This window comes from Fusobacterium necrogenes, assembly GCF_900450765.1.
GTDB lineage: Bacteria > Fusobacteriota > Fusobacteriia > Fusobacteriales > Fusobacteriaceae > Fusobacterium_A > Fusobacterium_A necrogenes.
Map to the genome: position 1 here is coordinate 680048 of NZ_UGGU01000003.1, position 20500 is coordinate 700547.

Sequence of the window (20500 nt, forward strand, 5' to 3'; positions counted from 1 at the left end):
TGGAGGTTGATGAAATGAGAAAAGTAGCAATAACATTAATGGCAGTGACAATGTCAATATCAGCATTAGCTGAAAAAATAGGGTTTGTAAATTCGCAAGAGGCTTTTACAAAGTATTCACAAACAAAAATTATTCAGGAAAATTTAAATAAAGAAAAGAGTAGATTAGAAAATGAAATAAAGCAAAAAGAGGTTGTTCTTCAAAAAGCTCAATTAGAATTACAGTCAAAAGGAGATAAGATAAGTGAAAAAGAAAAGCAAGATTTCCAAAAGCAAGTTGAAGCTTTTCAAAAATTTGTAAGAGATTCACAAACTAAATTAAGTAAAGAAGAATATACAAGAATGCAAGAAATAGATAAGGCAATGACAACAGCTATCCAAGCAGTAGCTAAGGCAGGAAAATATGATTATATATTAGAAGCTGGAGCAATAAAATTTGGAGGAATTGATGTTACAGAAGATGTGCTAAAAGCTATGGAGAAAGCTAAAAAATAATCAATTAAGGAGGAAATGATGAGATATCATATAAATGATTTAATAAACCTCCTTGGATGTGAAATAAAGGGAGATTTAAGTCTAGAATATATTTCTGGACTTGCTCCCTTTTTTCAAGCCCAAGAGGATAGTATAACATTCGCTTCAGATGAAAAATTTTTAAAAAAATTGAATGAAACTAAAGCAAAAGTGATTTTAGTACCAGATATTCCATTACCAAACATTGGTAAAATGTATTTGGTTGTAAAAGAAAATCCAAGAACACTTATGCCAAAACTTTTAAACTTTTTTAAAAGAGAAATAAAACCTTTTGAAAAGATGATAGAAGAATCTAGCAAAATAGGGAGAAATGTAAAGTTAGGTCCTAATGTCTATGTTGGTCATGATGTAGTTATAGGAGATAATGTAATTATACATCCAAATGTAACAATAGAAGAGGGAGTAGAGATAGGATCTGGAACTATAATTTATTCTAATGTCACAATAAGAGAGTTTTGTAAAATAGGAAGGAATTGTGTCATACAACCTGGAGCAGTAATTGGTTCAGATGGCTTTGGGTTTATAAAAATAAATGGAAATAATACTAAAATAGAGCAAATAGGAAGTGTTATTGTAGAGGATAATATTGAAATTGGTGCTAATACAACAATTGATAGAGGAGCAATAGGAGATACAATTATTAAAAAATATACGAAAATTGATAATTTAGTACAGATAGCCCATAATGATATTATAGGTGAAAATTGCTTGATAATTTCTCAAGTAGGTATAGCTGGAAGTGTAGAGGTAGGAAATAATACTACTTTAGCTGGTCAAGTTGGGGTAGCTGGACATCTAAAGATAGGAAATAATGTTGTAATAGGTGCTAAATCTGGAGTAGCAGGTAATGTAGCAGATAATCAAATTCTTTCTGGATATCCACTTATTGATCATAAAGAAGACTTAAAAATAAAAATATCTATGAAAAAACTTCCAGAGTTAATCAGAAAAGTGAGAGAATTAGAGAAAAAAATTCAAGAAAAATAAAAAGATGTTTGAAATTTTATTAGAAAGTGTTAAAATATAAAAATCAAGTAAGAAAATAAGATGAGGTAGAAATGAAGAAGAGAGTTTATTTTGATAAGTATGGAGAGATGAAGTTTATATCCCATCTTGACTTATTAAGATTTTTTGAAAGAATTTTCAATAAGGCAGAAATTCCTGTAAAGTATAGTCAGGGATTCCATCCTAGACCTAAGATGTCCTTTGGAAGTCCTATATCTTTAGGCACAGAGGCTTACAATGAAATTATGGATTTTGAAACTGATGCAGAGATTTCTAATGAAGAGGTAAAAAAGAGACTTAATGATAGCGCTGTATTAGGCTTTAAAGTCAATAAGGTTGAAGAGGTAGCTAAAAAGTCTTCAATAATGGAAGAGTTTACAAATATGCTTTATACAGTTGAAGGAAGTCAAGAAGATATGGATAAACTTGAAAAATTATTAAATTCTGAAAATATTTTAGAAATAAAGGAAAAAAAAGGAAAAATTGTCACTAGAAATTTAAAGGAAAGATTAAAGTTTTTTTCAAGAGAAGGAAATAAAATTTTGATGGAGATCATTAATACTTCTCCAAATTCATATTTAGAGATGATAGGAATTGAGCAGCAAGATGTTCAAATAAATAGATTAGGCTACAAAGTTAACAATTAAAATATATTGCGAGAGGAGAAATTAGTATGTTAGAATTAAAATTCATACGTGAAAACAAAGAGAAAGTTGAGGAGATGCTAAAAAATAGAAATAGCAATTTAACTCTTGATGAGTTTTTTCAACTAGATGATCAAAGAAGAGAGATCTTAGGAGAAGTAGAGACTTTAAAACAAAAAAGAAATCAAGAATCAGCAGAAATAGCAAAATTAAAAAAAGAAAATCAAGATGCTAGCCTTCTTATTGAAGAAATGGGAAAGGTTTCAACTCAAATAAAGGAACTAGATAATAAATTAGCTGAGATAGAAGAAAAATTAACTTATATACAAATGATTATTCCAAATATGTATCAAGAAGGAACTCCAGTAGGAGAAGATGAAAATTCAAATGTAGAAATTAGAAGATGGGGAACTCCTAGAGAATTTTCCTTTGCACCAAAAGCTCATTGGGATATAGGAGAAGATTTAGGAATATTAGATTTTGAAAGAGGAGCAAAACTTGGGGGATCAAGATTTGTATTATATAGAGGATTAGGTGCTAGAGTAGAGAGAGCACTTATTAATTTTATGTTAGACTTACATACTTTAGAGCATGGCTATACTGAACATATTACTCCATTTATGGTAAAAAGAGAGGTATGTGAGGGAACAGGACAACTTCCAAAGTTTGAAGATGATATGTATAGAACAACAGATGATATGTTTTTAATTTCAACTTCTGAAATAACTATGACAAATATTCATAGAAAAGAAATTTTAGATGAAAAGGAATTACCTAAGTACTATACTGCTTACTCTCCATGCTTTAGAAGAGAAGCTGGATCATATGGTAAGGATGTAAAAGGGATTATAAGACTTCATCAATTTAATAAAGTGGAAATGGTAAAAATAACTAATCAGGAGTCATCTTATGATGAACTAGAAAAAATGGTAAACAATGCTGAAGAAGTATTAAAAAGATTAGAATTACCATATAGAGTAATACAGTTATGTACTGGAGATTTAGGATTTGGAGCTGCTAAAACTTACGATATTGAAGTATGGTTACCATCTCAAGGGAAATATAGAGAGATATCTTCATGCTCTAACTGTGAAGGATTCCAAGCTAGAAGAATGGGACTTAAATATAGACCGAATGGAAGTTCTAAAAGTGAATATTGTCATACATTAAATGGTTCTGGATTAGCAGTAGGAAGAACATTAGTTGCTATTATGGAGAATTATCAACAAGAAGATGGTTCATTTTTAATACCCAAAGCTTTAATACCATATATGGGAGGAATAGAAGTTGTTAAGAAGTAGTTTGCTTATACTACTATTACTTAATATTTTCATAAATAATTTACTCTATATAGGAACAACTACTTTGATATTATTTATATTAAATCTAATATATAATAGAAATTTAAAGGAAAATATTCAAAGAGTAAGATTTTTGTTTTTTTTCTACTTTCTAACTTGTCTCTTACAAATATTCTATACTCAAGAAGGAGAGGTACTTTTTAAATTTTTAAAATTTTATATAACTAAAGAAGGAATATATAATTTCTTATTAAATTTTTTAAGAATTTTTAATCTTTTATTATTGTCTTGGATAGTTGTTGAACAAAAATTTATAGGAAATAAGTTTAGTAAATATCAAAAAATAATAGAATTAGTGATAGAATTAGTACCTCAAGCTATTTTACTTATAAGAAAAAGAATGAGGATAAAATGGTTCTTTAGATATATTTTGAAACAAATAAAAGTAAAAAACTAACCTAAACATGAATATATTATTCTTTTAATTGATTTTATTTAAAATATTTGTTAGAATTATTATATATAATTTTTTAGGAGGAAAAAAATGGGATATAATTACAAAGATTTAGGTCTTTCAAACACAAAAGAGATGTTTGCAAAAGCAAATGCCAATGGATATGCAGTACCTGCTTTTAATTTCAATAATATGGAGATGGCTTTAGCTATCATAGAAGCTTGTGCTGAAATGGGATCACCAGTAATATTACAATGCTCTAAAGGAGCTTTATCTTATATGGGACCAGAGGTAACTCCATTACTAGCTAAAGCAGCTGTAGATAGAGCAAGAAGCATGGGGTCTGATATTCCAGTAGCTTTACATCTTGACCATGGACCAGATTTAGAAACTGTAAAAACTTGTATTGAAGCAGGATTTTCATCTGTAATGATAGATGGATCTCACTATGATTTTGCTAAAAATATAGAAGTTTCTAGAGAAGTTGTTGAATTTGCACATTCTAAAAATGTAACTGTAGAAGCTGAATTAGGAGTTTTAGCAGGAATTGAAGATGATGTAAAAGCTGAAACTCATACATATACAAATCCTGATGAAGTTGAGGAATTTGTAACAAAGACAGGAGTAGATTCATTAGCAATAGCTATTGGAACTTCTCATGGAGCACATAAATTTAAGCCAGGGGAAGATCCTAAATTAAGACTAGATATATTAGAAGAGATTGAAAGAAGAATACCAGGGTTTCCTATTGTATTACATGGATCATCAGCTGTACCTCAACAATATACTGCTATGATAAAGGAGTTTGGAGGAGAAGTTAAGGATGCTATAGGTATACCAAATTCTGAATTAAGAAAAGCGGCTAAATCAGCAGTAGCTAAGATAAATGTAGATACTGATGGAAGACTAGCTTTTACAGCAGCAATTAGAAGAGTATTGGGAACTACTCCAAAAGAATTTGATCCTAGAAAATATTTAGGAGCTGCTAAAGAAGAAATGAAAGCTTATTATAAAACTAAAATAACTGATGTATTTGGTTCTGAAGGAGCTTATAAAAAAGGAAGTAAATAATTTTTTAAGAGCAGAGTAATCTGCTCTTTTTAGATCAAATTATTTTATAAATAAACATAAAAAGAGGAAAAAATATAGTAAAAAACTGTAATTTTCCTCTTATAATTTATCTATTTAAGATAATCATTTATAGATTAGTTCATTTTTTCTACTAAAGTTTTTCCAGCTTTGAACTTAACAGTTTTTTTAGCAGGTATTATAATTTCTTCACCAGTTTTTGGATTTCTCCCTACTCTTTCAGCTTTTTCTACAACTTCAAATTTTCCCCAACCAATGATATTTAAGTCTTTATCAGTTTTTAAAATTTCCTCAATACTATTTAAGATAGCTTCAAATTTTCTTTCTGCTTCAGCTTTAGATGAAAATACTCCTTTTTCGAATAGTACTCTTGTAAAATCTTTTTTCGTCATTTTGTGAACCCTCCTAAAATCTATATAAAACACATAAGTTTTTATTTTATATCATATATTTTAAATAATTTCAATACTTTTTATAAAATTTTGCTAAATTTTTTAAAATAGTGTAAAATAATATAGTAAAGAGGGGGGATATTTATGAAAAAATACCTGATTATATTAGTATTGGAAATTATATTGGTTTCTTGTTCATCAATTAACTATACTATTGATAGTGATACATTTTCTTCTGTTGGACAAAATGAGAGAATAAAATATATAATATTACATTATACAGCTACTAATGATGAAGTTGGAATGAGAGCTTTAACAAAAGGACAAGTAAGTTCACACTATTTAATAACTACAAGAGATGACGAAGCAATTTATAACTTAGTGCCCTTAGAAAAAAGAGCTTGGCATGCTGGGGTTAGCGAGTTTGGAGATAGAAAAAATTTAAATGATTCTTCTATTGGAATAGAAATAGTTAATAAAGGTGTAAAAGATTATAACGAAAATGAAAAAAACTATGGTTTTTTTATTCCAGAAGTAGAGTATATAGAATTTTCAGAAGGACAGATAAAAAAGTTAGGTTATCTACTAGAGACTATAATTAAAAAATATAATATAAAACCTAAGGATATATTAGGGCATTCTGATATAGCTCCGACTAGAAAAATAGATCCAGGACCTAAATTTCCTTGGGAGAGATTGTATAAAGAGTATGGTATAGGGGCATGGTATGATGAAAAAGATAAAGAGTTTTTTATGAACGAACAATTATATAAGGTAACACCAATATTTAAAATAAAAGAAGAGTTAAAAAAATATGGATACAAAATAAATAATACTGATGAGTGGGATGAAGAAAGTAAAAGAGTAGTGTATAATTTCCAAGCTCATTTTAACCCTAAGAGTTTGAGTGGAGATATGGATTTAGAAACTTTTGCTATTTTAAAGGCCTTGAATAAAAAGTACAGATAAAAAATAACTTGTATAAATAATGATTTAATGCTATAATACTAACAGAGAAGAAAACAATTTGATAAATAAAACACTAACTTTTTTTACGTTTAAAAAACAAAAAAATCACGTTTCAAAAATTTTAGGGTTTGTTTTTTCTATTTGGTTTCATCTAAAATTTTTGGAGGTGCATTTTAATGCTAAAAGGAACAGTAAAATGGTTTAATAAAGACAAAGGATTTGGATTTATTTCTGGAGAAGATGGAAGTGATTATTTCGTACATTACTCTAATATTAATGCAAAAGGATTTAGAAGTTTAGAGGAAGGACAAGCTGTATCTTTTGATGTAACTGAAGGAGCAAAAGGTCCAGTAGCTTCTAACGTAACAGTAGCTTAGTTTTTTAGAACAACTTTTGGGTACTGTGAAGTACCCCTTTTTTATATCTCTTTTGGAGGTACTCATGAAAAAAAATAGTGAGTTAAAATTTCAATATTTTATAAATACTCTTGTGAAGTTATTTTTATTTCCATTATTAATAGTGGGACTTTTATTAAGATTTTATGATAATATTTTTAAAAAAAATCAGAAGAAAAAAAGAGTATCATATAATTTATGGTATTGATAGATATGCATGGGTGGCGGAATGGTAGACGCGTAAGGTTGAGGTCCTTATAGGTATTTTCCTGTGAGAGTTCAAGTCTCTTCTCATGCACCATAAGCTATTAAGGGGGATAATATATCCTCTTTTTTTATTGAAATTATACATAATTGTAAAATAGATGTAAAAAGCATTTGATAAAATTCAAAAAAAGATAATTTTTTTTCATAAAAGAATAATTTAAAAAAATAGAGCAATATTTCGAAAAATATGATAGAATATCTAATAATTGAAGTAGATGATATCTAGAATATGAAAAGGAGATACAATGAAACTAACAAAAAAAGAAAAAATTTTAATTGTGTGTTCACTTACTGTTATTTGTTTTAGTTTGTATACTTTTAGTAAGAGAGATATTTTAATTGAAAGACTTGCAAATAGTCAATTTTTATCTAAATCATATCGAAAAAGTAGGGATAAAAAACTTGAAAAAGAGATAGAGAGAAAACTAAATAGTTATATATTAAAAGAAAAGATAAAGGAACTTAGTACTGAAAAGCTAGAAGTTGTAAGTACTATATTAAGTAATGATGATACATTAAAATTACTAAATGAAAAAGATAAAGAGAAATATAGCTCAGAACGTTATCTTTTAGAGGATATTAACTATGATGAAGCTATAACCTTATATAATGCAAGTAAAGGATTTAGAGAATTAGCCTTACTTTCTGAAGACATAAAAAACTATTTAATGAATAGTTACCCTAATTTTAATTATAGTAAAGTTATAGATAATGATGGAAAAGTTCCAGAATTAATAGCAGCGAAGAATAAGTTTCTAAAGCTTACATCCAATAAGGAATTAAAAGATATAATAAGTCACTTAGACAAGAATCAGTTAGATGAGCTTAATACTATAATTGGAAATGATACTGATATGATAGAATTATTAAATTTTAATAAAAAATTTATAGAGCAAGTGAAGTTAAACGTTAATAAACTTTTGACGTCTGGTTTACCTCTTGAAACCTTAGAGAAACTTGTCTCATTTAGTAAAAGAGTAGATGAATTATCAAATTTAGATGAGAGGTTTGATAAATTTATAACTGAAAATATGGATAAAATAGAATTTAAAAAAATATATCTTTATGGTGAATTTTATTTGGCAGATAAAAATAATGATATAGATCTTGAAAAGGAGTATAGGAAAAAAAATTATACTTTTGAAGAACCTTTTATAAAATTAAATCCTTATGGAAGAACTCCATTAACTGCTCTAGTAAAAGTAGATAATGATCTAGCAGGGAAAAAAGTAAAAGTTTTAATAAAAGGAGAGTTTGGTAGTGAAGACTATTCATATATGACAGAGATAAATTCATTAGGGGAATTTATTGTAGCTGGTTTGTTTTCAAAGTCTAAAAATAAAATAAAAGTCAAATTAGAAGATGGAAGAGAAAAAGATCTTATAATAACTACTAATACATTAGATGACATTTTGCCAAGTATAGTTATAGAAAAAAAAATTGCTAATAGGATGGAGCCAGGAATGAATTTGGTATCATTTAATACCAAAGAGAAAGCTATGCCATTTATATTTGATATAAACGGTAATGTAAGATATGTATTGGATATATCATCTACTATGAATAAAGCATATGTAGGAAAAGAAGAAAAAAATTGGATAGTAGCTAATGATGAAGCTGTATTTACATTTGATATGCTGGGAAAGATTTTAAGCATAAGAGAACCTGAATATTATGCAGAAAATGAGAATTGGAAAAATGGTGTTTTGTTTAGAGAGATACAGTATCTTCCTAAAAAAAATAATCAATTAGCTGTCTATGGATTTAGTGATAAGTTAGCATATCCAAGTGGAGTTTTTTCAGAATTAGGAATAGATAGTAAACAGGAGTTATTTAAAGCGAGGCTTTATTTTGATAAAAATAGCTTCGAAGAAAATAACATATTATCAGGTAGAAGGATTGAGCTTTTTTAGTAGGAGAGTAAGATGGAGCAAGAAAAAGGAATAATTTTAAATACAATATATATTTTAATATTAGGAGCCATATTTTATTTGGAAAAATATATCTTCATTTCAAATGAAAACCTATTCTCTTTTCAATCGATGATAGGCTTTTTTATAATGATGTTAGGAGCTTATGTAACCGATAATATGAAGTTTCAAAGATATAAATATAAAATTAGAAGTTATATCTTTGTTATACTAATAGATTTCATTTGTTTTATGGTGTGGTTTTTTTATAGTTGGGACTTATCTCTAATTATATTTATGTTAATATTTGTTGCAGCTCAAATGTTGCTGACAGTTCTTATTAGCATATTGGTATTTAAATTGAGATATGTAACTATATATGGTAGTGGAGAGATGAAAAATAGAGTACTAGAGAGCATACAAAGATTTCAAGATTATAAATATATAGATTTTTCTTCTGAAAAAGAGGAGTTTTCAAAATTTATCAAAGATAATAATGTATCTTTGATAATTTTGTGTAAAGAAAAATTGGTAAGTAATGAAATAAGAGAAATATTATCTATGAAGCTCAGTGGAATAGAAGTTAAGAGCTATTTTGACTATATGATAGAAAACGAAGGGAAGATAGAAGTTGAATTTATAACAGAAGAATGGTTACTGCAGGCTTATGGATTTAAAATTTTATCTAGTCAAATTCAAAATAATATTAAAAGATTTTTTGATGTAGTAATGTCTATATTAATAGGGGTATTAGCTCTTCCTGTTATATTTATTGCAGCTATAATTGTAAGAGTTGAAAGCCCAGGACCAGTAATATATAGCCAAAATAGAGTTGGAGAAAATGGAAAAGAATTTAAAGTACATAAATTTAGAAGTATGAGAAATGATGCTGAAAAAGATGGAGCTAAATGGGCTCAGTTAAATGATCCTAGAGTTACTAAATTTGGTAACTTTATGAGAAAAACTAGAATAGATGAATTACCTCAACTTGTAAATGTTTTAAAGGGAGAAATGAGTTTTATAGGGCCTAGACCAGAAAGAATGGTGTTTATAAAAGAGCTAGAGAAGGAGATTCCATATTATAATTTGAGACATATGGTGAAACCAGGCCTTACTGGTTGGGCTCAAGTAATGTATCCATATGGAGCCAGTGTAGAAGATGCTAAAAGGAAATTAGAGTATGATTTATATTATATTAAGCACCATAGTTTATATTTGGATATGGTGATAATGTTCATGACTTTTAAAACTGTAATATTTGGAAAAGGAAGATAACTATGTTGACAATTTTTACTCCAGTATATAATAGAGTAGATACTTTGAAAAGATTATATGAAAGTTTACTTAGACAAACTTCTAAAGAGTTTCAGTGGATAGTAGTAGATGATGGGTCTACTGATGGAAGTGGAGAGTTAGTTCAAAATTTTCAAAAAAGTTCTCCTTTTGAAATTATTTATAAATATATGCAAAATGGTGGAAAAATGAGAGCCATTAATGAGGGAGTAACCTTAGCTAATGGAGAGTTTTTTCTAATAGTAGATAGTGACGACTATGTAAGCAATGAATGTGTAGAAAAAATTTTATTTTTTGCTGAAACCTTACCTGAATCTATGGGAGGATTAGTATTTAGGAAAATAGATATAAAAAATAAAAAAATTACAGGGAAGCCTTATCCAAAAAATATTATTGATTCTTCTCCTATTGAAATTGTCTATAATTATGGAATAGTTGGAGATAAAGCAGAAGTATTTAAAACTAAGTTATTAAAAGAAAATCCATTTTTTGTCTATGAAGGAGAAAAGTTTATTCCTGAAGCTATTATATGGATAAAAATTGGTGAGAAGTACAAGATGAGGTACATAGATGAGGGGATCTACTATTTTGAATATTTAGAAGATGGCTATACTAAAAATTTTAAAAAATTATTAAAAAATAATCCTAGAGGTTTTGGAGATTATTATATGAGTATGCTTTCATATCCATTACCTTTAAAAAATAAAATTAAATTTTTACTGAGATATATACAAGCTAAATTCTATATTTATATGGCTGAGAGGAGGAAATATTGAAGATACTTCATATAATAACATCACTTGAGTTAGGTGGAGCGGAAAAGCTAATTACAGAGCTAGCTCCAGTACAGAAATCAAAAGGGCATTTTGTAAGAGTGATGATACTTAGTGATAAAAAAGCTGTATTTAAAAAGGAATTAGAAGAAAGAGGAGTAGAAGTTTTAGTATGTAAAAGTAATTCTATAAAATCTTTTTTTAATATTTTTTCTATCTTAAATGAAGTAAAAAAAGAAAATTATGATATAGTACATGCTCACTTAGTACATGCACAGTATTGGACAAGATTGGCTAAGATATTAGATAGAAAAAAAAGAAGATATATTACTACTGAACATAGCACATCAAATAGAAGAAGAGAATCAAAATTAATGAGAATTATAGATAAGTTTGTATTTGCAGGTTTTGATAAAATAGTTAGTATTTCAGAGGCTACACAAAAAAGTTTGAAGGAATGGTTAGAAAGAGATGATGATACTTTTAAATTAATTTATAATGGAATAGATATAAAGGAATTTCAAGATTCTAAACCTTACAATAAAACTAAGTTAGGTGTAAAAGAAGATGATTATTTGATAATGATGATTTCTAGGTTTCACCAATCTAAAAATCAATTAGGAGTTGCTGAAGCTTTAATGTGGTTGCCAGTGAAATACAAATTGTTATTTGTAGGAGATGGCGTTTTAGAAGAAAGTGTAAAAAAATATTGTCAAAAAAATAATCTTATGAATAGAGTGAAATTTTTAGGAATGAGAAAGGATATTTCTCGCCTTTTGAAAACTGCTGATATAGTTGTACAGTACTCTTTTTTTGAAGGATTTGGAATAACAGCTGTTGAAGCTATGGCAAGCGGAAAGCCAGTAATAGCTAGTGATGTATCTGGACTTAATCAAATAGTAGGAGGAGCAGGTATCTTAGTAGATATAAATAGTTCTAAAGAATTAGCAAAAGCTATACTTTCTTTAAGGAATATAGAGTTTTATAAAAATATCTCTCAAAACTGTTTAGCAAAAAGTAAAAAATATACAATTGAGTGGTGTGCAGATAATTATTTAAAACTATATGAAAAGGAGTTATGATGTTGGTTTATTTTGGAATAATTATCTTTTTGGGATTAGGTAGTATAATAGAACAAAGAAATAAAAAGTTAGGAGAGAATTTTTTCCTTTTTTCTTTTCTCTTTTTAATCTTATTTTTTGGATTACGTGGGTATATAGGATATGATTGGTATTCCTATAAGCCAAATTTTGATAAAATACCCACACTATTTAAACTATTTGAAGGAGATCTTTCGATACTATCTTCTGGCTATGAGTTAGGATTTCAAATTTATACTTCTTTTATAAAGACTTTTACAGATAATTATTATATTTATAATTTTATCAATAGTTTAGTAGACTTTATAATATTTTACTTTATGCTAAAAAGATTCTCAAAATTTCCATTACTTTCACTTTTACTTTTTTTTAGTATTTATGGAATAGCTTTAGAAGTAGATATGATAAGAAATGCAAAAAGTATCATGTTGTTTTTAGTATCTATAAAATATATAGAAGAAAGAAATATTATGAAATTTACTTTTTTAAATATTTTAGGAATATTTTTTCATTACAGCTCTTTTCTTTACTTACCTATGTACTTTTTCTTAAATACTAAATGGAATAAAAAATTTATTTTTTTTCTATTTATTATAGGAAATATTTATTATTTTTCTGATATTAGAATAGTAATGAAAATAATAAAAGAGTATAGTGTTTTTTTACCTACTGGATTGGGGTCTAAACTCTCAGGTTATTTAAGTATAATACCTTTAGATTTTTCATTGGGCTTTTCATTTTATTACATTGAAAGAGTAGTTATATTTTTAATTTGTTGGTTTCAAGATGATAGACTTAGAGATAAAAAATATGGGAATATAATGCTGAATTCTCTCTATATTTCAGTATTTTTTTTCTTATATTTATCAGAATTTTCAATTGTAGCTACTAGATTTGCTTTACTTTTTATCTATTCGTATTGGTTTGTTCTTCCAATGCTTCTAGATATCTATCTTAAATTACTAGTATTTATTTTAATTTTTTTAATCTCAGTTTTTAGATTAAATAATCAGATAAATTTTATCGGTAATAAGGATATATATCAGTACCAGAATATTTTGATAAGCAATGAAAGTGAGGAAATACAAAGAAAAAAAGTAGAGAGTGCAAGTAAATATAAGATGAATGCTCATGGGAAAGAGATATCAGTACTTTTTTAAGGAGAATAAAAATGAAGATAATGTTTGTAGCTAACTATATGTGGGATATATATATATTTAGAGCTGGAGTATTAAAAGCTTTAATAAATGATGGGCATCAGGTAGTAGTGATAGCTCCAGATGATGGAAGAATAGATATGGAAAAAGCTATTCCTGGTCTTAAAAGTATCTCTATAACATTAAATAAAAGAGGAGTAAATCCAATAGAAGATTTAAAACTTATAAAAGAGTTATATAATATTTATAAAAAAGAAAATCCAGATTTGATATTTCATTATACAATAAAACCTAATATTTATGGGACGATAGCTTCAAAATTAGCTAAAAAAAAATCGATAGCTATACTTACAGGTCTTGGTTATTCTTTTGTCCAAAAAAGTTTAGTTTCAAGGCTTGCTGTACAACTTTATAAGTTTTCTTTAAGATTTTCAAATGAGATTTGGGTACTTAATGAAGATGATAAAAATATGCTTCTTTCTAAGGGAATAGGAAGCACTGATAAAATATTTATACTTCCAGGAGAGGGAACAGATTGTGAAAGATTTAAACCACTTCCTATGGAGAGAAGAGATGATAAAATAATATTTCTTATGATAGCTAGAGCTTTTTTAGATAAAGGATTTAAAGAATATGAGGAAAGTGCTAGAAGAATAAGGAAGAAATATAAAGAGAAAGTAGAATTTTGGTATTTAGGTGCATTAGGAGAAAATGCGGTATCTGGTATAACTAAAGAATATATGGATTTATTAGTGAAGGAAGGAGTTTTAAATTATTTAGGAGTAACTGACAGACCTGAATTTATTATAAAAGAGTGTGATGCAATAGTTTTACCATCATATAGAGAAGGAATATCAAAGACATTATTAGAAGGAGGGGCTATGGAAAAACCTATAATAGCTTCTGATGTAACAGGTTGTAAAGAGATAGTTGATGATGGAAAAAATGGTTATTTAGTTAAGGTAAGAAGTGTAGATGATTTAGTAGAAAAAATGGAAGAGTTTATTAAACTTTCACGGAAGGAAAGAGAAAAAATGGGAAGATTTGGAAGAAAAAAAATACTCAAGGAATTTGACGAAAAAATTATAATTGATATTTATAAAGAAAAGATACTAAATATAATTTAAAAAAGTTAGAAAAGCATATTCAAGAAAATCTTTTCGAATATAGTATTGGAAACTGATGTGATAGACATCTTGTGGAGAAAGGAGTAAGATTATGGATTTGAGTATTATAGTTCCAATTTATAATGTAGAGGAATATTTAGCTGAATGTCTGAAGAGCTTGTATAAAATAAGTAATCTAAGGTATGAAGTTATCTTAGTAAATGATGGATCTAAAGATAAGAGCTCTAAGATAATAGAGGATTTTAAAGAACTTTACCCTAAACAAACTATTATAATAAATAAAGAAAATGGTGGATTATCTTCGGCGAGAAACGCTGGCCTTAAGGTGGCAAAAGGAAAATATATCTCTTTTATAGATAGTGATGACTTCATAGATACAGATGAATTTGAAAAATTTGTAATAGAGGGAATAAGTTCTAGAGTGGATATAGCAGTGGGAAATATGAGATACTATGCTCCTGGAAGAATAGGAGAACCGCTTTTTAGATCAAAGCTAATAAAGGATAGTGGAGTAATTACTGGGATAGATTTTCTTTGGAGAGTTCTGCAATCTCCTAAATGTTATAGAGAAGAAGTGGTAGATGATATATATCGAAGAAATTTTCTTATAAAAAATAATCTTTTTTTTAATGAAAATATAGTACATGAAGATAGTGAGTTTACAACTCTTGCATATTTAAAAGCAAAAAAAGTAAAATATATAGATAAAACATTTTATTTTTATCGTCAAAGAGAAGGAAGTATAATGAATAAGGTGTCAGAAAAAAGTATAATTTCTCTTGAAATAATTTGTGAAAGGTTATTCGAAGAATTTATAAGTATAGATGATAAAAAAGCTAAAGAAGCTTTATCATCACTTATTTTAAGTTTTTACTCAACAATTTTATATAAAAGATATAATGGTAAAGAGAATTATACAAAAGTATATCAAAGGTATAAGGAGCTATATTTAGAGTTAAAAAAATATTCACAATCAAATATAGAACAAAGATTGCTATCTTTTTCTATATTTATTCCTAATACTATAAGAAAAATTTTAGGAAAAGAGATAACTAATATTCAAAAAATTCCGAAATTTTAAGGAGGAGATATGATACCTAAAAAAATTCACTATGTTTGGTTAGGCAAAAATCCCCATCCTAATCTCATGGATATTTGTATAAATTCTTGGAGAGAAAAACTTCCAGGGTATGAAATTATAGAGTGGAATGAGGAAACTTTAAATTTTTATGAAGAAATGGAAAAAAATAGATTTTTAAAAGAGTGTTATAAAAGAAAATTATGGGCTTTTTTATCAGATTATTTTAGAATAAAAATTTTGTATGAAGAAGGTGGGATTTATTTAGATACTGATATGCAAATAGTAAAAAATATAGACTCACTTCTTTTTAATGAGTTTTTTATAGGGGTAGAAAGTAAAGAGATTATAAGTGCAGGGATAATCGGTATAGTTCCAAAACATGAGCTTATGAAAAAAATTTTAGAGTTTTATGAGAATGATATTTGGAATGAGCCAATATTTACGATTCCAGATATAATCACAAGAGTGATTAATAAAGAGTATCATTTTCAGATGAAGGAAGATATTACATATATAGCTGATGGAATGGTAATATATCCAGCTAGATATTTTTATCCATATCATTTTACAGAAAAATTCGAAATTTCATGTATAAAAAATGATACTTATGGGATACATTGGTGGGGAAAGTCATGGGGTGAGAAAAAAAATCTTTCAAAGCTCTATTTTTTAGAGTTTAAACATTACCATGGACATAGAAAAATTTTAATAGAACTACTTATAATAACAGGACTTATGAAGTTTGTAAAACGATCGAAGTTATTAAAAAATTTAGGCAAGAGGTTATAAGTATGATAAAGAAATTAAAGTATTTACTTAGTGATAAATTGTTAGTAAATTTTTTACATCTATTTGGTGGAGATGCTTTTGCTTCAATTTTATCTATATTTTCGATATCATTTATAACAAAAGGAATAGGTTTAGAAAAATATGGTCTTATTACTTTAATACAAGGAGTGGTATCTCTTATAGATGGGATTTTTAATTTTCAATCATGGCAAGGTATAATTAAATTTTATCCTGAGGTTAGAGAAGATGAGAAAAAATTAAAAACTTTGATAAAGTTTAGTTATTTTTTAGATTTTTCTACAGCTATAATAGCTTTTATAGTATTTTTTTCATTGAGTACTTGGATAGCTAAGTTTTATAACTTCCAATCACAAGAATTTTACTTTCTTTTAGTTTTTTCAATCTATATTATTTTTAATATTCAAGGAACAGGTCTTGGGATTTTAAGAAGTTTTAATAGATTTGATTATCTGAGAAATCAGAGGATGTTAGTTGCAATTTTTAATTTTTTATTTTTAGGATTGGGTTTTATTTTAAAGCAAGATATATTTTATTTTCTTCTAGTATATCTTTTTACTAATATTTTAAACTCTCTAATTCTCAACTATTTTGTTTTTAAAGAGTTAAAAAGGAGAAAAATTACTGGAATATTTAAAGAAAAATTAAAATTTAATAAAGAATTCTTTAAGTTTACCTGTTTGACGAATATAAATTCAAGTTTGGATATACCTGTGCAATATTTTGATAATCTTATGATAGGAAAATTATTATCCTTAGAACAATTAGCTGTGTACAAGTTGTGTAAAACACTGACGGTTGTATTAGATAGAGTAGCTACTCCTTTATATCAAACTCTCTACCCTTATTTTTGTGAAAGGATAGTAGAGAAAAGTTATAGTGAGATATTTAGAAAATGTATAAAGATATCATCTATGCTTCTAATGAGCTGTATTTTCCTTGTTTTTGTTATGAATATCATAGGTTTTGATATTCTATCCAATTTTTTTTCTAAAAGTTTGAATAAGTATAAATTAGAATTAAATCTATACTTGCTTATGAAATCATTAGCAACTGTATTCATATTTATACATCCATTATTTTTAGCATTAGGATACATAAAAAGAGAAACAAAAATAGTATTTATAGCGAATTTTTTATATTTAGCCATCTTATTTATTTTAATAAAAAAAATAGGATTAATAGGAGTGATAATAGCTTATGGAATACAGGTATTCTTGATAGTAATGATGAAAGGAATAGTAATTTTAAAAAGCTTAAAGATAAAATAGTTTTTTTGAAAAAGAGAGAAATTAAAAAATTCTCTCTTTTATTTTACTAGTTATTATATTATAGATAATTAGTTTTGCTTATAGATAGTACGTCCATCAGCTTGATTATTACATAGCAAAGTGATTTCTGCTATGTGGACATTAGTTGGAAGGTTAGCAATATAAGCTACTGTTTCAGCTATATCATCAGGGGTAAGAGCTTTTATTCCCTGATAAACTTTTTTAGCTCTTTCTTTATCGCCTTTAAATCTAACCATACTAAAATTTGTTTCAACAAGTCCAGGTTTAATATCTGTTACTTTTATTTTAGTATCAACTAAATCAATTCTCAATCCATCAGATAATATTTTTACAGCAGCTTTACTTGCACAATAAACTGCCCCACCAGCATAAGCGGCATCTCCAGCTACTGAACCCATATTGATAATGGTAGCTGGGATATCTCTTTCTATCATATGTGGAAGAAGGGCATTAGTAACATATAATAGACCTTTTATATTTGTATCTATAACAGTAGAGATATCTTCTGAAGAGTTGTTATATAATTTATCTAAGCCAGAAGCTAAACCTGCATTATTGATAAGAATATCTATATCTTTCCATTCAACTGGGAGTTTAGATAGTTTTTCTTTTACTTCATTGTCATTTCTAACATCTAGTTGAAGGGCTAAAACTTTTACGAGATATTCTTGTTCTATTATTTTCTTTAAATCAAGCAAAAGATCATTTCTTCTAGCTACAATTATAATGTTCATACCAAGTTTAGCTAGAGCTATAGCACAGGATCTTCCTATTCCACTACTGGCTCCAGTTATAAGGGCTGTTTTGCCCTTAACTCTATTTTCATTGTACATAATACCACTTCCTTCTATTTTAACTTTCAATATAGGCCTTTTTTATTTTTTCAGCTGTATCATACATATTGCTATCCATATCAATTTTTACACTAAAATCACTAGAAATTTTATAGAGTAACTCTCTTTTTTGATATAGTTCTTTTATTTTTTCAAACATATCTTCAACATTTAAAAGAGGACGGGATTTACTGTTTTTGACTCGTTCATAAATACATTCAATAGTACAATCAAGGTATACTATAAATGAGGTTTCTTTAAGATTTTTGATGTTCTCATTATCGATGATAACACCACCACCAGTAGCAATGACAATATTATTGTTAAGAGATTCTTCAAATACAATTTCTCTCTCTAATTTTCTAAAATATTGCTCCCCTTTTTCATCAAAAATCTCAGGGATAGTTTTTTTTTCTCTAACAGAGATCATCTTGTCTATATCTATAAATTTCATATCTAGATATTTAGCAAGTATTCTACCTATAGTAGTTTTTCCACTTCCCATAAATCCAATTAATGCAATATTATCTTTCATTTGTTCCTCCTCAAAGACATTATAACATGTAAACTTATCAAATAAAAGAAGGAAAATTCTTTTTTATAGCTTAATTAGAATAAATATGATAGAATGGAATTATATGTGATAAATCACATAGTAAGCTAAAGGGAGGGAATTATGAAATATATAGACCATAAAGTCATAAAAACAGCTTTAGGAACATTTATTTCGATATATATAGCAGAGTTATTAGGGATAAAATTTGGAGTAACAGCAGGAGTAGTAACTATTATAAGTATTCAAGCTACTAAAAAAGAATCTTTAAAAATTGCATTGGAGAGGTTTATAGCTTCTTTAGTTGGACTTTTTATAGCTGTTATATCTTTTGAAATTTTTGGTTATACTCCATTTATTTTTGGAGTATTTATTTTAATTTTTATGCCAGTTTGTTTAAAATTTAATTTATTCCAAGGCTTTTTAGCTACCGTCGTATTAGCTACTCATATTTTAAGCTTAGGCACAGTATCATTAGTTATAGTAAAAAATGAGATATATATATTATTATTAGGAATTATTGTGGCTTTAGTATTAAATTCATACATGCCTGATATGAGGAAAGAATTAAGTGAAAAGAAAAAAAATATAGATAGTTTAATGAAAACTATTATGAATTATTTTGGAGAAGTTCTTATAACTGGATCGGTTTTTGCAGATGAAGAAAAAGTTTTTACTGAGTTGAAAAAGGAGTTAGATTCAGCTAGGGATATTGCTTATAAGGAGTATAATAACGATATCTTTTCTAGCTCAAGAGAAGAGGTTGAATTTTTTCAGATGAAAAGAAATCAGTATAAGGTTTTAGTCAGAATGAGAAATCATTTCTATAGATTTTATTTAAGTAGTGAACATACTGAAATTATTTCAGAGTTTGCAAGAAAAGTTTCTGACTCAATAGGTGTAGATAAATTATATATACAGGTAATGTCAGAGCTTGAAAGAATAAGAGAAGTATTTAAAAATATGCCTCTTCCTCAATCGAGAGTAGAATTTGAAAGTAGGGCGATGTTATTTCAATTTTTAAATGATATAGAGCAGTTTTTAGAGATAAAAAGAGACTATATGAAAAAATTAAGAAAGGAGAATTAGTTTTTAACTAATTCTCCTTTTAAAGTAAATGAAGTATGACTTTATTTTTTGAACATAAAGTAGACAGCTCCAATTAGGCAAATAAAAGCATATATGTAGTTTAATTTAAATTCTTGTTTTAAATATAAAACTGAAAAACCAGAAAAGACAACTAAAGTGATAACTTCCTGAATAATCTTAAGTTGTGCTACTGTAAAAAATTGTGAGCCTATTCTGTTTGCAGGGATAGAGAAGCAATATTCAAAAAAAGCTATTCCCCAGCTACTAATAACAGCAAACCATAAAGCACTATGAGTATTTTTAAGGTGTCCATACCAAGCAAAAGACATAAAAATATTTGAGATAAAAAGTAAAATTACAGGTAAAATTTTCATTAGATTTAGCCTCCTTATTTTAATCATATTTAACCTAAAAATTTTATATCTTTTTGATGAAA

General features: G+C 27.2%; 23 protein-coding genes and 1 tRNA gene. 20 read left to right on the forward strand and 4 right to left on the reverse strand.

The window, feature by feature from the left end:
• Window positions 1-14: 14 nt before the first annotated feature.
• From DYA59_RS03490 to fba, 6 genes are all read left to right on the forward strand, one after another.
• Window positions 15-494 carry an OmpH family outer membrane protein gene (locus DYA59_RS03490; protein WP_115269432.1) on the forward strand — a complete coding sequence of 160 codons (480 nt, stop codon included), beginning with the start codon at window positions 15-17 and terminating at the stop codon, window positions 492-494.
• Between the two features lie 18 nt (window positions 495-512).
• Entirely contained in the window at window positions 513-1520 is a 1008-nt protein-coding gene (lpxD, locus tag DYA59_RS03495; protein ID WP_115269434.1) for a UDP-3-O-(3-hydroxymyristoyl)glucosamine N-acyltransferase, read from the forward strand.
• Window positions 1521-1591: 71 nt separating this feature from the next.
• Entirely contained in the window at window positions 1592-2185 is a 594-nt protein-coding gene (locus DYA59_RS03500) for a TIGR03936 family radical SAM-associated protein (protein WP_115269436.1), read from the forward strand.
• A gap of 26 nt (window positions 2186-2211) precedes the next feature.
• Entirely contained in the window at window positions 2212-3483 is a 1272-nt protein-coding gene (serS, locus tag DYA59_RS03505; protein ID WP_115269438.1) for a serine--tRNA ligase, read from the forward strand.
• Complete coding sequence (locus tag DYA59_RS03510) at window positions 3470-3940, forward strand: CbiQ family ECF transporter T component (RefSeq protein WP_115271464.1); 471 nt, start codon at window positions 3470-3472, stop codon at window positions 3938-3940. The genes serS and DYA59_RS03510 overlap by 14 nt, the downstream gene beginning before the upstream one ends.
• 87 nt (window positions 3941-4027) lie before the next feature.
• The gene (gene fba / locus DYA59_RS03515; RefSeq protein ID WP_115269440.1) at window positions 4028-5008 is read left to right on the forward strand and encodes a class II fructose-1,6-bisphosphate aldolase; all 981 of its coding nucleotides are present in this window, start codon (window positions 4028-4030) and stop codon (window positions 5006-5008) included.
• A 134-nt stretch (window positions 5009-5142) separates the two neighbouring features.
• Here fba and DYA59_RS03520 read toward each other — a convergent pair whose 3' ends face one another.
• A complete protein-coding gene (locus DYA59_RS03520) occupies window positions 5143-5418 on the reverse strand; it encodes an HU family DNA-binding protein (RefSeq protein ID WP_115269442.1) in 276 nt (91 codons plus the stop codon).
• Between the two features lie 144 nt (window positions 5419-5562).
• Here DYA59_RS03520 and DYA59_RS03525 point away from each other — a divergent pair, with 144 nt between their 5' ends.
• From DYA59_RS03525 to DYA59_RS03580, 13 genes are all read left to right on the forward strand, one after another.
• Window positions 5563-6387 carry an N-acetylmuramoyl-L-alanine amidase gene (locus DYA59_RS03525; protein ID WP_115269444.1) on the forward strand — a complete coding sequence of 275 codons (825 nt, stop codon included), beginning with the start codon at window positions 5563-5565 and terminating at the stop codon, window positions 6385-6387.
• A 176-nt stretch (window positions 6388-6563) separates the two neighbouring features.
• On the forward strand, window positions 6564-6764 hold the full coding sequence (locus DYA59_RS03530; RefSeq protein ID WP_115269446.1) for a cold-shock protein: 201 nt from the start codon (window positions 6564-6566) through the stop codon (window positions 6762-6764).
• A gap of 64 nt (window positions 6765-6828) precedes the next feature.
• Complete coding sequence (locus DYA59_RS09480; protein ID WP_172606946.1) at window positions 6829-6990, forward strand: hypothetical protein; 162 nt, start codon at window positions 6829-6831, stop codon at window positions 6988-6990.
• Between the two features lie 7 nt (window positions 6991-6997).
• Window positions 6998-7083, forward strand: a tRNA-Leu gene (locus tag DYA59_RS03535).
• A gap of 211 nt (window positions 7084-7294) precedes the next feature.
• Entirely contained in the window at window positions 7295-8962 is a 1668-nt protein-coding gene (locus DYA59_RS03540) for an aryl-sulfate sulfotransferase N-terminal domain-containing protein (RefSeq protein WP_115269448.1), read from the forward strand.
• A gap of 12 nt (window positions 8963-8974) precedes the next feature.
• Window positions 8975-10234 carry an exopolysaccharide biosynthesis polyprenyl glycosylphosphotransferase gene (locus DYA59_RS03545; RefSeq protein WP_115269450.1) on the forward strand — a complete coding sequence of 420 codons (1260 nt, stop codon included), beginning with the start codon at window positions 8975-8977 and terminating at the stop codon, window positions 10232-10234.
• A gap of 2 nt (window positions 10235-10236) precedes the next feature.
• A complete protein-coding gene (locus DYA59_RS03550; protein ID WP_115269452.1) occupies window positions 10237-11028 on the forward strand; it encodes a glycosyltransferase family 2 protein in 792 nt (263 codons plus the stop codon).
• Entirely contained in the window at window positions 11025-12107 is a 1083-nt protein-coding gene (locus tag DYA59_RS03555) for a glycosyltransferase (protein WP_115269454.1), read from the forward strand. The genes DYA59_RS03550 and DYA59_RS03555 overlap by 4 nt, the downstream gene beginning before the upstream one ends.
• Complete coding sequence (locus DYA59_RS03560) at window positions 12107-13285, forward strand: EpsG family protein (RefSeq protein ID WP_115269456.1); 1179 nt, start codon at window positions 12107-12109, stop codon at window positions 13283-13285. Before DYA59_RS03555 ends, DYA59_RS03560 begins: the two co-directional genes overlap by 1 nt.
• Window positions 13286-13296: 11 nt before the next feature.
• A complete protein-coding gene (locus DYA59_RS03565; protein ID WP_115269458.1) occupies window positions 13297-14409 on the forward strand; it encodes a glycosyltransferase family 4 protein in 1113 nt (370 codons plus the stop codon).
• A 91-nt stretch (window positions 14410-14500) separates the two neighbouring features.
• Window positions 14501-15490: a glycosyltransferase gene (locus tag DYA59_RS03570; protein WP_115269460.1), complete on the forward strand. Its 990-nt coding sequence runs from the start codon at window positions 14501-14503 to the stop codon at window positions 15488-15490.
• 9 nt (window positions 15491-15499) lie between these two features.
• Window positions 15500-16279 carry a glycosyltransferase gene (locus tag DYA59_RS03575; protein WP_115269462.1) on the forward strand — a complete coding sequence of 260 codons (780 nt, stop codon included), beginning with the start codon at window positions 15500-15502 and terminating at the stop codon, window positions 16277-16279.
• A 2-nt stretch (window positions 16280-16281) separates the two neighbouring features.
• A complete protein-coding gene (locus DYA59_RS03580; RefSeq protein WP_172606947.1) occupies window positions 16282-17568 on the forward strand; it encodes a lipopolysaccharide biosynthesis protein in 1287 nt (428 codons plus the stop codon).
• 68 nt (window positions 17569-17636) lie between these two features.
• On the opposite strand, the gene DYA59_RS03585 is transcribed toward DYA59_RS03580, so the two are convergent.
• A complete protein-coding gene (locus DYA59_RS03585; protein ID WP_115269464.1) occupies window positions 17637-18422 on the reverse strand; it encodes an SDR family NAD(P)-dependent oxidoreductase in 786 nt (261 codons plus the stop codon).
• Between the two features lie 19 nt (window positions 18423-18441).
• On the reverse strand, window positions 18442-18957 hold the full coding sequence (locus DYA59_RS03590) for a shikimate kinase (protein ID WP_115269466.1): 516 nt from the start codon (window positions 18955-18957) through the stop codon (window positions 18442-18444).
• A gap of 141 nt (window positions 18958-19098) precedes the next feature.
• Between DYA59_RS03590 and DYA59_RS03595 the strand changes: the two genes are divergently transcribed.
• On the forward strand, window positions 19099-20064 hold the full coding sequence (locus tag DYA59_RS03595; protein ID WP_115269468.1) for an aromatic acid exporter family protein: 966 nt from the start codon (window positions 19099-19101) through the stop codon (window positions 20062-20064).
• A 41-nt stretch (window positions 20065-20105) separates the two neighbouring features.
• Here DYA59_RS03595 and DYA59_RS03600 read toward each other — a convergent pair whose 3' ends face one another.
• On the reverse strand, window positions 20106-20438 hold the full coding sequence (locus tag DYA59_RS03600; protein WP_115269470.1) for a DMT family protein: 333 nt from the start codon (window positions 20436-20438) through the stop codon (window positions 20106-20108).
• Window positions 20439-20500: the final 62 nt, after the last annotated feature.